Origin of the sequence: Clostridium sp. cel8 (genome assembly GCF_014050525.1) — a bacterium.
In the GTDB taxonomy this organism is placed as follows: Bacteria; Bacillota; Clostridia; order Clostridiales; family Clostridiaceae; genus Clostridium_B.
The window spans coordinates 75,010-89,522 of the sequence record NZ_JACGAG010000007.1 but is presented as its reverse complement, the minus strand read 5'-3'; the positions used below and the strand labels follow the sequence as shown (position 1 = coordinate 89,522).

The 14,513-nt window shown below is 28.2% G+C and carries 10 protein-coding genes and 1 CRISPR repeat array; all 10 genes read left to right on the top strand.

Translation table 11 applies throughout. The features are described 5' to 3' along the window. Positions 1 to 28 precede the first annotated feature (28 nt). The 10 genes from H2684_RS07925 (at position 29) to cas3 (ending at position 14,453) form a co-directional block, all read left to right on the top strand. Positions 29 to 2,680 (top strand): valine--tRNA ligase, encoded by a 2,652-nt coding sequence (locus H2684_RS07925; RefSeq protein WP_182088864.1) that lies wholly within the window; start codon positions 29 to 31, stop codon positions 2,678 to 2,680. A 15-nt stretch (positions 2,681 to 2,695) separates the two neighbouring features. Continuing rightward, complete coding sequence (locus H2684_RS07920; protein ID WP_182088863.1) at positions 2,696 to 4,027, top strand: folylpolyglutamate synthase/dihydrofolate synthase family protein; 1,332 nt, start codon at positions 2,696 to 2,698, stop codon at positions 4,025 to 4,027. Between the two features lie 180 nt (positions 4,028 to 4,207). Then, positions 4,208 to 5,766: direct repeats of the CRISPR family, unit length 30 nt; unit sequence GTTTTTAGACTACCTATAAGGAATTGAAAC. 149 nt (positions 5,767 to 5,915) lie between these two features. After that, a complete protein-coding gene (gene cas4 / locus H2684_RS07915; RefSeq protein WP_182088862.1) occupies positions 5,916 to 6,407 on the top strand; it encodes a CRISPR-associated protein Cas4 in 492 nt (163 codons plus the stop codon). A gap of 23 nt (positions 6,408 to 6,430) precedes the next feature. Continuing rightward, positions 6,431 to 7,423 carry a type I-B CRISPR-associated endonuclease Cas1b gene (gene cas1b / locus H2684_RS07910; protein WP_182088861.1) on the top strand — a complete coding sequence of 331 codons (993 nt, stop codon included), beginning with the start codon at positions 6,431 to 6,433 and terminating at the stop codon, positions 7,421 to 7,423. Between the two features lies 1 nt (position 7,424). Next, a complete protein-coding gene (cas2, locus tag H2684_RS07905; RefSeq protein WP_182088860.1) occupies positions 7,425 to 7,688 on the top strand; it encodes a CRISPR-associated endonuclease Cas2 in 264 nt (87 codons plus the stop codon). A 25-nt stretch (positions 7,689 to 7,713) separates the two neighbouring features. Next, positions 7,714 to 8,448, top strand: coding sequence for a CRISPR-associated endoribonuclease Cas6 (gene cas6, locus H2684_RS07900; RefSeq protein ID WP_182088859.1), 735 nt, complete (start codon positions 7,714 to 7,716; stop codon positions 8,446 to 8,448). A 59-nt stretch (positions 8,449 to 8,507) separates the two neighbouring features. After that, positions 8,508 to 10,487 carry a type I-B CRISPR-associated protein Cas8b/Csh1 gene (gene cas8b, locus H2684_RS07895; protein ID WP_182088858.1) on the top strand — a complete coding sequence of 660 codons (1,980 nt, stop codon included), beginning with the start codon at positions 8,508 to 8,510 and terminating at the stop codon, positions 10,485 to 10,487. Continuing rightward, entirely contained in the window at positions 10,488 to 11,369 is an 882-nt protein-coding gene (gene cas7b / locus H2684_RS07890; RefSeq protein ID WP_182088857.1) for a type I-B CRISPR-associated protein Cas7/Csh2, read from the top strand. 9 nt (positions 11,370 to 11,378) lie between these two features. Further along, positions 11,379 to 12,110, top strand: coding sequence for a type I-B CRISPR-associated protein Cas5b (cas5b, locus tag H2684_RS07885; protein ID WP_182088856.1), 732 nt, complete (start codon positions 11,379 to 11,381; stop codon positions 12,108 to 12,110). Positions 12,111 to 12,122: 12 nt separating this feature from the next. Beyond that, a complete protein-coding gene (cas3, locus tag H2684_RS07880) occupies positions 12,123 to 14,453 on the top strand; it encodes a CRISPR-associated helicase Cas3' (RefSeq protein WP_182088855.1) in 2,331 nt (776 codons plus the stop codon). The last annotated feature ends 60 nt before the right edge of the window (positions 14,454 to 14,513 follow it).

The window sequence follows — 14,513 nt, the reverse complement described above, 5'->3', positions numbered from 1 at the left end:
TTAATAATTTAACATAGGAGGGATTTTTATGTCAGATAAAAAAGAGATATCAACTACATATAATCCAAAGGAATTTGAAGAAAGAATTTATGATAAGTGGCAGAAAGAGGGGTACTTTACACCAAAGCCAGATGAAAATAAGAAGCCATATACTATAGTTATACCACCACCAAATATAACAGGGAAGCTTCATCTAGGTCATGCACTGGATGATACTATTCAAGATATTCTTATAAGAACAAGAAGAATGCAAGGATATAGCACATTGTGGCTTCCAGGGGAAGATCATGCAAGTATAGCCACAGAAGTAAAAGTTGAAAAGGAACTTTTAAAAGATGGCATAAAAAAAGATGAAATAGGCAGAGAAGGATTCTTGAAAAAAACCTGGGATTGGGCAGAAGAATATAGAGGAAGAATTTCAAATCAAATAAAAAAATTAGGAAGTTCAGTAGACTTTACAAGAGAAAGATTTACTATGGATGCTGGACTAAATAAGGCAGTTAGAAAATTTTTCGTTAAATTATATGAAGATGGACTTATATATCAGGGAAATAGGATAATAAATTGGTGTCCTGAGTGCCAAACTGCACTATCTGATGCAGAAATAGAATATGAAGAACAGAAAGGATATTTTTGGCACATAAAATACCCTATAATAGGTACTGATAGATATCTTGAGATAGCAACTACAAGGCCTGAAACAATGTTTGGTGATACTGCAATAGCAGTTAATCCTAAAGATGAAAGATATAAAGATCTAGTTGGCAAAAAAGCACTGTTGCCAATAATAAATAGGGAAATTCCTATAGTTTCAGATGATTATGTTGATATGGAATTTGGAACAGGTGCAGTTAAAATAACACCAGCGCATGATCCTAATGACTATCAAGTAGGTAAGAGGCATAATCTTCCTGAAATTATAGTGATGAATGAAGATGGAACTATAAAACTTCCAGGCACAAAATATGATGGATTGGATAGATATGAAGCTAGAAAACTTGTTGTAGAGGACTTAAAACAGCAGGGATTTTTAGTTAAGATAAAGGAACATGTTCATAATGTAGGATGTCATGATAGATGTGGAACTACTGTTGAACCTATGCTTTCAAAACAGTGGTTTGTAAAGATGGAGTCACTTGCAAAACCTGCACTAGATGCCGTTAAAAATGGAAAGATAGAATTTGTACCTAAAAGATTTGAAAAAGTATATTTTAATTGGCTGGAAAATATTCATGATTGGTGTATATCAAGACAGCTATGGTGGGGACATAGAATTCCTGTATGGTATTGTAAAGACTGCGGAGAGATGATTGTATCTGTAGATGAACCAAAGAAATGTACAAAATGCGGTTCCGAAAATCTTGAACAGGATAAAGATGTTTTAGATACTTGGTTTAGTTCAGCACTTTGGCCATTTTCAACTCTTGGCTGGCCAGAAAATACAGAGGATTTGAAATATTTCTATCCTACAAACACTTTAGTTACAGGATATGATATCATATTCTTCTGGGTTGCAAGAATGGTTTTTGCAGGTCTTTACTGTATGGGTGACATACCTTTTAAACATGTACTTATACATGGTATAGTAAGGGATTCACAGGGAAGAAAGATGTCAAAGTCACTTGGAAATGGAGTAGATCCTATAGATGTAATAAGCCAGTATGGTGCAGATGCTCTTAGATTTACACTTATTACAGGTAATGCGCCTGGAAATGATATAAGATACTATCCTGAAAGAGTGGAAGCTTCGAGAAACTTTGCAAATAAAATATGGAATGCTTCAAGATTTGTCCTTATGAACATGGATGAAGACTTGATGAAAAAATATAGTAACTCTAAAAATTATACAGAAGCGGATAGATGGATACTTTCAAAATTGAATACACTTGTAAAAGAAGTTACAGATAATATAGATAAATTTGAACTTGGAATAGCATCACAAAAGATATATGACTTTATATGGGGAGAACTATGTGATTGGTATATAGAACTTGTAAAACCTGTAATGTATGGTGAAGATGAAGAGGCTAAAGGAGTTGCCTACAATGTACTTAATAAAGTATTAACTGTAAGCTTGCAACTTTTGCATCCTATAATGCCATTTATAACTGAGGAAATATATACTCATCTTTACAATAGAGAATACGAGTCTATTGCTATATCAAAGTGGCCTGAATATGATCCTTCACTTGAGGACAAAAAAGCTGAAGAAGATATGTATTATGTTATAGAGGCAATTAAGGCTATAAGAAATGTAAGGACAGACATGAATGTTCCTGCTTCAAGAAAAGCAAAGGTTATGCTTTATGTAAATGAAAAAGATGCAATAGAAGCTTTTAAAAATGGAGAGAATTATTTCAAAAAATTGGCTTCAGCAAGTGAAGTTGAGTTCTTAAATGATAAAAAGGAAGCACCAGAGAATGCAGTATCTAAAGTTACAAAGAGTGCTGAAATATTCATGCCATTGTTCGATTTAATAGATAAGGATAAGGAAATAGAAAGACTTAATAAGGAAAAAGATAAGCTTATAAATGAAATAAATAGAGTAGAGAAAAAGCTTAAAAATGAAAAATTTGTATCTAAAGCACCTAAAAAAGTTGTAGATGCTGAAAGAGAAAAAGGCAAAAAATATAAAGAAATGTATAAAAATGTTCTTGAAAGAATAGAAAGCTTAAATTAAGCAGGATGAAAAATTATGAATTATGAAGAAGCATTAAATTATATAGAGAGTACAGCTAAATTTGGAATTAATCTTGGACTTGAAAGAGTTCAAAAGATACTTGAAATTTTGGGAAATCCACAAAGAAAGATAAAGTCAATACACATAGCTGGCACCAATGGCAAAGGTTCTACTGCTGCAATGATTGCAGAGATGCTAAAAGAAAATGGATATAAGGTTGGGCTGTACACTTCTCCACATCTTGAAGTATTTGAGGAGAGAATACAGATAAATGGAGAAAAAATATCTAGAGATGATTTAGCACTTTCTGTAACAGAGGTTTCAAAAGCTGTGGAAAGAGTAATAGAACTTGGATATGAAAATCCTACTGAATTTGAAATAGAAACCTGTGCTATGTTCTATTATTTTCATATGATGAAAGTGGATTTTGCAGTAATAGAAGTTGGACTTGGAGGAAGACTTGATGCTACAAATGTAATGGAGCCCTTTTCTCCTGAATACGGTGGAGGAGTAATTTTAAGTGTGATAATGTCAATAAGCTTGGATCATATGAATATACTTGGAGATACTTTAGGTAAAATTGCATATGAAAAGGCTGGAATAGTAAAAGATAAAGTACCAGTTGTGCTATATCCACAAAAGCATGAGGCAGAAAAGGTAATAGAAGATATATGTAACACTTTTCATTCACCTATTATAAAAATTAAAAGGGACTCAGTTAAACTTTTAGATAAAAATAAATTGGATAGAAATAGTGATAGATATGTGCAAAATATTAAAATATCTCTAAGAGATAAAATATATAATATAAGGTTATCTCTTCTTGGAAAGCATCAGATGTTAAATTGTGCCTCAGCTATTGCCTCGCTGCTTCAAATTAAAGAATCTGGATTTCATGTTGACATGGAAAAATCAATTGAGGCATTGTCACATGTAAAGTGGATAGGAAGGCTTGAAGTATTAAAAAGAAACCCACTTACTATAATAGATGGAGCTCACAATATAGAAGGAATAAATACACTTAAAGAGAATATAGAAACTTACTTTAAATATAAAAATATTATTTTGATATTGGGTATACTTGAAGATAAGCAAGTTTATAAAATGGTAGAGATAATAGCACCTATTGCAAAAAGAGTTATATGTGTTACTCCAAATAGTGATAGAGGAGAAGACTTTTTAAAGCTCAATGAAATTGTATCTAAGTACAATAAAAATTCAGAAGCTATTCTAAGTTATAATGATGCATATAAAAAAGCCCTTTTATATGCAGATAAAGATGATATTATATTGATATCTGGATCTCTTTATATGATAGGAGATATGAGAAAAATTATTAAACAATAATATATTTTGCTGCTAACTTTTTAAAGTTAGCAGCTTTTGTCGTCGACCTCCAGTAGTGCAAAAAACCCGGGAGGTCGACAAATGATAAAATTAAGTAATTACAGGGGCTTATGAATTTCATTAATATATTGTTAACATATTGATATTTTTATAAGTCCTGCTATAATGGTACTTGGATGGGTTTTTAGACTACCTATAAGGAATTGAAACATTTTATAGCTTTTAGGCTTGCTGTATTCACTGCCTGTTTTTAGACTACCTATAAGGAATTGAAACGTTTTAGATGGCGTTCCACCTTTAAAAATAAATAAGTTTTTAGACTACCTATAAGGAATTGAAACATATTAGCATATTCTGACCGCCTTTGCCTAAATCCGTTTTTAGACTACCTATAAGGAATTGAAACTGTAATATTATTTCCTTGTGCTTGTCGAAAGTTTCTCGTTTTTAGACTACCTATAAGGAATTGAAACCTGGTTCAGTTACTTCCATAGGTGCTTTTGTATATAGGTTTTTAGACTACCTATAAGGAATTGAAACTTGATGGGGCGGATGGCAAAAGCATTACTTCAACAGGTTTTTAGACTACCTATAAGGAATTGAAACGAAGATGGTTCTATAGTGGACCCTGGAACTGCTGGAGTTTTTAGACTACCTATAAGGAATTGAAACGATAATATTGCAAAAATCATTTTAGATTCATTGAATGTTTTTAGACTACCTATAAGGAATTGAAACTTACTTGCTTCAATACCAGCTTCATTTAGTACATCGTCGTTTTTAGACTACCTATAAGGAATTGAAACAAGGTGAAGATAATGAGAATAATGAAGAATAAGCCAAGTTTTTAGACTACCTATAAGGAATTGAAACAGATATTCATAGATGAGTTTAATACATCAAAGCAGCGTTTTTAGACTACCTATAAGGAATTGAAACTTCAATGCTGCACTATCAGACAAATCTATATATTTATCAGTTTTTAGACTACCTATAAGGAATTGAAACTGTGTCATTTATTTTCCCTCCTTCCATTTCTTTTCAAGTTTTTAGACTACCTATAAGGAATTGAAACTTGGCCATACCAACTTTAGCTTGTTCTAATGTAATAGGGTTTTTAGACTACCTATAAGGAATTGAAACTTTCCCAATTCTGCTGCCCTATCTTCCATAGGACCAGTTTTTAGACTACCTATAAGGAATTGAAACCCGTATAATACTTTGTAATAGTCAAAATTTTTCTCGGTTTTTAGACTACCTATAAGGAATTGAAACCTATTTTCTTCTCCATAATTGTAAAGTCCTCATAATAGTTTTTAGACTACCTATAAGGAATTGAAACGGAACTATGACGTTTAAATTTTTTGCTATTTGTATAGTGTTTTTAGACTACCTATAAGGAATTGAAACATAGTTGCTACGGAGGATTCGAACTAAGCGAAATAGTTTTTAGACTACCTATAAGGAATTGAAACCACAAGACGACAGGGAAGTAAATATAACGTATGAAAAGTTTTTAGACTACCTATAAGGAATTGAAACTTTAAAGGCGGAAAATATGTAGGATATGCAAAAGGGTTTTTAGACTACCTATAAGGAATTGAAACTTCATTGGTGCAAAAATACTTCGCCATATATAAATGTTTTTAGACTACCTATAAGGAATTGAAACCCCAATTTTTCAAACTCTTCAAACTTCTTAACAAAGTGTTTTTAGTCTACCTATGAGGAATTGAAACAAACAATATTATCTTATAAGTGGTAAAATTTTATATATAAAAGTTAAAAAAATAAAAAAATGTAAAAATACTGTTAATATGGAACCAAAATTGTTATAATTAATATTAAGAAGTGAAACAGTTGTTATGATAAAAAAGGGGAATTGTATATGTATATAAATGGAGTATATCTGTGGTATTATAACATTTGCAAGAGAGAACTGTGGCTTATGTCAAGAAAAATTGTACCTGATCAGCAGGATGAAAATATAGACATAGGTAGGTTTATACATAAAAAAACTTATAAAAGAAAGACAAAGGAAATAAGTTTTGGAAACGTTAAGTTTGATGTAATATTTAAATCGAAAAATAAGATGGTCATAGGTGAAACTAAAAAATCCTCTAGATATAGAATTGCGTCTAAATGGCAGCTTATGTTTTATCTGCGTACACTAAAAGAAGCTGGAATAACTGCAACTGGGCAACTTTTGTATCCTGAAGAGAGAAAACGTGAAGACGTTGTATTAGATAATGATTCAGAAAGTGAATTGAATAGAATGATTAATGATATAGAAAATATACTCTCATTTGAAAATCCGCCTAAAGTGAAAAAAATACCTTATTGCAAGAATTGTGCTTATAGGGAATATTGTTTTGCCTAAGTTGATATATTGGAGGAATTAAATTGAAAAAAGATATTTATATATTTAATGATGGGGAATTGAAGAGGAAAGATAATACTTTATATTTTGAAAGTCATAATAAAAAGAAATATATACCTGTAGAAGAAATAAATAATATATGGATATTTGGAGAGGTTACGGTAAATAAGAAATTTTTAGATTTTGCATCTCAAAAAGAAATATGTGTGCATTTTTTTAATTATTATGGATATTATACTGGAACATTTTATCCTAGAGAACATTATAATTCTGGATATGTAATACTTAAACAGTGTGAGTTCTACTTAGATTTTCAAAAAAGAATTAATCTTGCAAAGAAAATAATAGAAACAGCTGTATCAAATATACTAGTAGTGTTAAAATATTATAAAAGTAGGGGGATTGATTTAGAAATTGAAATTCAGGATATCTCAGTTAAATTAAAATCTATGGAAAGTACAGAAACTATAGAAGAACTCATGGCAGTTGAGGGAAATATAAGACAGGAATATTATACATGCTTCAATAAGATAATTAAAAATGATGAATTTAAATTTACTTATAGAAATAAAAGGCCACCTAAAGATAATATAAACGCACTCATAAGTTTTGGCAATTCGGTTATGTATTCCACAGTACTTGGAGAAATCTATCAAACACATCTTGATCCAAGAATAGGATATTTACATTCCACAAATATGAGAAGATTTTCCCTTAATTTAGATGTAGCAGAAATATTTAAGCCTATATTAGTAGACAGATGTATTTTCTTACTTTTAAACAGAAAGGTAATTACTAAAAAAGATTTTCAAGATGATTTTAATGGTATACTTCTGTCTGATGAAGGAAAGAAAAAATTTTTACAAGAATATAATAATAAACTTTATACTACTATAAAATATCCTTCATTGAATAAAGTTGTCAGTTATAAAAGACTTATTAGAATGGAACTTTATAAAATTCAAAAACACATTACCGAAGATGAAAAATACTGTGGATTTATAGCGAGGTGGTAAAATGTTTGTTATTTTGGTTTATGATTTTGGAGAAAAGAGAGTTGGAAAGGCACTAAAATTATGCAGAAAATATTTAACGTGGGTCCAAAATTCAGTATTTGAAGGGGAAATTAGTGGAGCAAATTTGAAAAAGTTAAAAATAGAAATGGATAAACTTATGGATAAAAGTGAAGATTCCGTTATAATATATAGATTCAACAGTGTCAGATATTCAAAAAGAGAAGAAATGGGAGTTATTAAGAATTCACAGGACTTGTTTATATAAAATTGTAAATTGGAGTTGATTATATATGAGACTTAATATAACTTTGGAGTTTGATGGAAATTTAAATTTGCCTATACAATATAATAATATAATGCAAGCAGTTATATTGAATTGGCTTGGTGATGAGAACTATCAAAAGTTTATACATGATGTTGGATTTAAATTTAAAAATAGAAAGTATAAGTTATTTACATTTTCAAAAATCTTTGGAAAATTTAAGATCAATAGAGAAAATAAAACTATAGATTTTTTCGATAATGCTAATTTTACTATTTCATCTTTGGAGGATAAATTTTTAAATTATCTTGCAGCAAATGTAATAGGAAAGGATAATTTCAAATTTGGAAATAATATAGTAAATATAAAATCTATACAAAGTATTTATAATAAGATTTCTAATAAGGAAAAAGTATATACTAGATCGCCTATAGTAGTATATAGCACTTTTAAGAATTATCTAGGAAATAAGACCTATTATTATAGTCCTTTAGAGCGTGAATTTAGCGAACTCATAAGAAAAAATTTAATACATAAGTATGAAGCATATTATGGACAATCTCCTAAAGATGATGAATTTTCTATACAAGCTATAAATCAGTCAAAACTTAAACAAAGAGTTGTATTATATAAAGGCTACATAATAAAAGGATGGGATGGGGAGTTTTTGATTCAGGGTTCAAAAGAGCTTATGAATATAGCATATAATGCAGGAATTGGTTCAAAAAATTCTCAAGGATTTGGATGTATAGAGATAAAATAGAATAAAAAGCAGGAATTTGAAAAAATATATAGAATTATTGTATATAGTTAATATTTATTATGAAAGAAGGTGATATAGTGCAGGAAGGTATAATGCAGATAGGAAGTGCAGTACTTTCTGGTGGGGATATACTTATGAGTTTAGTTCAAGAATTAAATGATACTAGAAAAAACAAGAAATTACATGTGCTTAAATTTAATTTTAATACTGAATCTAATGAATTGGATATTGATGTTACAGAAGAAATGGGAAAAAATACTGCGTTTAAATATCTATTTATAGGTAAATCTGGTGGTCCTGCATCACCACAATGGTTTTCATCTAGTACTACTGCAAATTATTTTCTCACAGAAACATTTTTTAACTTAAAAAATAAGGATTTTGGAGAAGATTTAAACTTCAAAATAAATAAAATATTTGAAAATTTTTATGTAGATTTAGGAGATCAAGTTAAAGATAAATATAGATATGCTTTAGATCTTAGAAAGTTCAACATATGTGATGAAAGTGTAGAGAAAATATATGAAGATTTAAAGAATGAAGGACTTGAGGATAAAAAAATTACGGATAGACTAGGAAAAATACTTGAGAAATATATAAAAGAAAAATATGATTTGAAATTTAATGAAATAGGGTTGTTCACTGTACTAATTGATAACGTTCCTTTAAGTGATTATGAAGAATATAGAGAACAAGTAAAATTTGAAAAATTAAAGACAAAATCTAAAAAATCTAAAAAAACTAATAATAATGTACAAAAATACTGTTCTATGTGTGGTAGTACTAAAAATTTAACAGATGATATGACACCAATTCAGATAAAATTCTATACTACAAATCAAATTATATTTAGTAGCAATTTAAATAGAAAAAATTATTATAAAAATATGATATTATGCCAGAGTTGCTTGAATAAGTTAATAGCTGGTGAATCATATGTAAAAAATAATTTAAGTACTAATCTTTCAGGATTCAAAGTATATTTAATACCCCATTTTGTTTATGGAAAACCACTTGAAAAGGAAGAGCTTGATTACATATCTGAAAATGTAAAAAATTCTTTTAATACTGTAAAAAATTTTGATAGTATAAAAGATCTTAAAGAAAAAGCTCAATATTCTCTTGATATTAAAGATTATAAAACTTTTTATCTCTTGAATTTAATATTTTATAAAAGTGCTCAGGCTTCAACTAAGGTTCAGAAGTTAATAAAAGATGTAGATCCTTCTATTTTTGGAGAAATAAATTTTAACTCAAATAAGGTTTTTAATATTGCAAAAGGTTTATTCGGTGATAGATGGAAAACTCGATTAGGACTTGAAAATATATATTATCTTGTTCCTATAAAAATTGTAAAGGGAGAACCAAAGCAATACAGAAATTTACTTTCAATATATGATGCTATATTTACACATAGAAATATACAAAAGAATATGATAGTAAATAATCTTATAAAATCAGTTCAGATAATATATTTTGGGAAAGAAGGATTTAATGTAAATCCAAAAAACAATTCTATACATAGGACTGTTTTAAATGGGAATTTGTTTATTAAGTTTATGAAATTTATGGGATGTATTAAGGAGGAAAAAGCTATGAATGTAGAAAGCTTGAAACTGAAAGATGATATTAAAGAATATATTAAAAAAATGGAGTATGATGAAGAGGAAACAGCTATGTTTTTGCTTGGATATCTTATAGGTGAGATTGGAAATGCCCAATATAAAAGACTTCACAAAAGTGACCAAAAATCTGAAAATGATTCAGATGTAAAAAAGCCTATATTAAATAAACTCAATTACAGTGGAATAGATAAAAGCAAAATAATAAGACTTACTACAGAAGTTTTTGGAAAGTTAGATCAGGAAAAAATAAGGCAATACAATGAAGTGATTTTTAGTGAATATAAAAGACTTATAGATTCCAATATTAAAACCTGGAAAATGAATAAGCAGGAAAATTTATTTTATATACTTTCAGGTTATAGTTATGATACAACAAAGGCAATGTTAAATAATAAAAAGAAAGAGGTAGTTTAAATGAATAATAGTGAAATATTATATCTTTATGATGCTAAACTTTCAAATCCAAATGGTGATCCGGATGAAGAAAATAGACCAAGAATGGACTATGAAAGAGAAATAAATTTAGTATCAGATATTAGACTTAAAAGGTATGTGAGAAATTATTTAATGGATAATGGATATAAGGATAATGTATTTGTGAGAAAACTAGAAGATAAATCAGTAACTCCTGAAAAAATAATAGGAATTTTGAAAAATAATGATGTTGATACTATACTTGATGAACTTATAGATGTTAGATTATTTGGTGCAACTATTCCTATAAAGAAAGATAACAAAACTTTTATAGGACCTGTACAGTTTAACTGGGGATATTCTCTTAATAAAGTGGAACTTATGGAAGCAAGTATAACGTCACACTTTTCATCAGGAGAGAGAAATAGCCAGGGAACAATAGGAAAAGATTATAGAGTTAAGTATTCTTTTATAGCATTTTCAGGAGTTATATCAGGAAAAAGAGCAGAAAAGACAAGACTTAGAGAAGAAGATGTAGCTTTACTTGATGAAGCTATGAGATACGCAATACCTGAACTTGCAACTAGGAGTAAAATAGGTCAGTATCCAAGGCTTTACATGAGAGTTGAATATAAGGACAGTAAAACTGTACTTGGAGATTTTAGAGATTATGTAAAATTAATTAGTGAAAATGAGAGTATAAGAGGAATAAATGAATGTTATTTAGATGTAGAAGAACTTATAAGATTTTTAAATAATCATAAGAATAAGATATTAAAGATTCATTATTTTAAAGATGAAAATCTTAGAATAGTAAAGGGAAAAATACCAGTAGAATTTCAGGAGGCATTTAGTGATTTCACTTTAGAAGAGGTTAAATAGGAGGTAGAAATGGATATATTAATATTTGATTTAAAGGGCAAGTTTGCCCATTTTAGAAAATTTTATACGAATTCTTCTTCTTTAACCTACTCTGTTCCACCAAGAACTACAATAGAGGGAATAATAGGAGCTATACTTGGTATGGAAAGGGATAGTTATTATGAGGTAATGTCTAAAGATGCAGTTAAAATTGCACTTAGAAAGATGTCTAAAACATATAAAATAATGCAGACTGTAAATTATATTAAAGTTACTAGTGAAAAATATTTAATAGATCCTAAAGAACACACGCAGATTCCCTTTGAGATAGTAACTTCAGATGAAATGATTATTTATAGAGTGTATGTTAGTTCGGATAATAAAGAAATTATGAATAAACTTGAATATAGTATAAAGAATAAAAGCTTTGAGTATACTCCATATTTAGGTGCAGCTCCTTTTAATTGTAGTATTAATTTTGTAGGAAAAGCTTCTGGAGAATATACTGAAAAGGAAAATTTTCAGGAGATAAGTTCCCTTATAAATTCAGATTATATATGTAATGGTGGAATTGACTTAAATAAAAAAAATTTATTTTTAGTAAAAGAAAAAATGCCTTCAGATTTTCTAAAAGATAGGATAATATATGAAGTCAATTCCTATATATTTGATGAAAATTGCCAGAGTATAAATGTTAAACTTAATTGTAAAAGTGTAAATATAAAATATAATGAAGTAAATGAAAATATAGTTTTCATGTAATGGAGGCATTTTATGGAATTTTATTCGCATAATAGTCCGTTGAAAAAGATGGTAACTCACTTAACTGAAGTAAAGTTAATTAGTGAAAATATGGTTCCACCTGAACTAAATAAAGTAAATGAAATTATAAGTATAACCCATGACTTTGGAAAGTATACTACATATTTTCAAAATTATCTTTTAAAAAATGATCAAACATGTGGCGAACTTAAAAATCATGCTTTTATATCAGCTATTCTTGCAGCATATATTTGCTTGAATGTTTTTGGGGATAAGAGTAATTATCCACTTATTGCATATAATTGTGTTGTTCACCATCATGGAAGTTTAAAGAATCCAGAAATAAATTTACCTTCTCAAATAAGATGTATAGATGAATATGATGATAGTCCTTATTTTATTCAAAAAGTAAAAGAGGCACAAAAACAATTAGAAAACATTAAAAAGAATAAAAATAGTATAATTGAAGATTATGAAAAATTAAATTATGGAAAGTATGTAAGAAGTTTTTTGGAAAAAGATTCTTTTGATGATGTATTATTAAGTATTAGAAAAATTGATTTTAAATTAGATATGAAAAATAAAAGTGAGGATATATATTTTGTGCACCAAATGTTATATTCTGCACTTATATCAGCGGATAAACTTAGTGCATCAAATACAAAACTACCGGATATAAAGTTTGCAAGTTATGAGAGTTTAGATGAAGCAAGAATTGATAAATGTTCAGATATAACTAAAGATATAAATAAAATAAGAAGATCTATATTTTCTGAAGTAAATAAAAATATAGAGAAAATGTATAATAAAAGTGATATATTTTCTATAACTGCCCCTACTGGAACAGGTAAAACCTATACTGGATTTTTTGCCGCTTTGAAGCTTAATCAATTATTAGGTGAAAATAGAAAAATAATTTATTCTCTGCCATTTACATCTATAATAGAACAGAATTATAAAGTCATTTATGAATTATTCAAAAAAGTAGATGGTTTTAAGGATGAAGACAGTACATATATAATAAAACATCACAATCTGTCAAATGTAGATTATAATTCAAGGGATAATAATTATGATCTAGATCAAGCTGAAATTCTAATTGAAAATTGGAACAGTGGAATTGTTATAACAACTTTTGTACAATTATTTCAGACACTTATTGGTACTAGAAATAAGATGTTAAAAAAATTTGATTCTATAAGAAATTCCATAATTATTTTAGATGAAATTCAGGCTCTTGATATTAAATATTATAAATTAATAGATAATATTTTAAGGTGGAGTTGTAAATATCTAAATTGTAAAATTATATTTATGACAGCTACAAAACCTGTAATTCTAAAAGATGCAATAGAATTGCTTGAAAATAATAGAAAGTACTTTAATTATTTCAATAGAACAAGATTAATTATTGATATGAAACCTAAAACAATTGAACAGTTTTTAGAAGAATTTAATGATAAAATTGAAGATAAATCCTATCTTATAGTTTGTAATACAATTTCTCAATCTTTAAAGATATACAATAAATTGAAGCTATTGAATAGAGAAGTTATTTATTTGTCTACTAATTTATTGCCTGTGCATAGAAGAAATATAATTAAAAGAGTAAGGGATAAGCTTAAATCAGGTGAAAAATTAATACTTGTATCCACTCAGGTAGTAGAGGCAGGTGTAGACTTGGATTTTGATACTGTAATAAGAGATATAGGTCCACTTGATTCTATAATTCAGTGTGCTGGAAGAGGAAATAGAAATTTTGAGAAAGATTTGTGTAATGTTTATGTTAATCTAATGGTAAATGAAAATAATAACTCTTTTGGTTCTATGGTTTATGGAAAAACCTTGATTAATATAACTAAAGATATTTTTCGTGGTTCAGAGTTTATATATGAAAATAGTTATTTTGAATTGATACAAAAATATTTTGAAAGGGTAGATAGCAATGTGGAAAATGAGGATGCTTCAAATGGCTTTTTAAAATCTATAAAAAAGTTGCATTTTGGCGGTAAAGGCTATGAATACGATATTGATAAATTTTCCTTAATTAAGGACAATCCAAATTATGTAGATGTATTTTTTAGGATAGATGATGAAGCTGAAAAAACCTATAAAAAGTTTTTGAAAATGATAAAAGAGAATAATATGAAGAAAAAGAGAAAAATTTATCTTGAAATAAAAAATAAAATAAGAGATTACACCTTATCACTTCCTATAAAAATAATTAGAGATAAATTTGAAGGAAAGTTTATTATGAATGTACCTATTGAAGTTTGTGATTTTTATTATGATAAATATACTGGTTATAAAAGAGATGAAAATGATACTTTCATGGTGTTTTAAGATATTATAAAAAAGCCCTCCACTTCATCATTATAAGTAGAGGGCTTAAGTATGCTGTAA